Here is a 286-nt window from a genome sequence, read left to right on the forward strand (position 1 = left end):
TATATATGGTAGACAACCGTTTCCATACGGTTATTTTCGTTTGAAAGGGTGTGAGACTATTGCCTTTCGTAGTGGAATGGGAAGGAAAACTAAACAAGCTGAATCTGTATAAGAAGAAAGTGAAAGAGTTACGAGAAAATGGGCTACTATCAGCTGAGAAAACGGTACAAGCAGTAGAAAATATCAAGCTATTAGAAAATGATTACATTCGTACTCGTTCGCGTGTAGACATTCTTTTTTTCACATATGAGTTTTTTAGTGTCGACAGGAATCCTGAAGCCGATGG

At 37.8% G+C, this 286-nt stretch carries 1 protein-coding gene; it reads left to right on the forward strand.

Annotated features, from left to right (window positions below; translation table 11 throughout):
- Nucleotides 1-71: 71 nt before the first annotated feature.
- Nucleotides 72-286 (forward strand): hypothetical protein (locus tag SB749_RS19240; RefSeq protein WP_410711714.1); only part of this gene is annotated, 215 nt, incomplete at its 3' end.

The organism is Brevibacterium sp. SIMBA_078 (genome assembly GCF_046534565.1).
Taxonomy (GTDB): domain Bacteria; phylum Actinomycetota; class Actinomycetes; order Actinomycetales; family Brevibacteriaceae; genus Brevibacterium.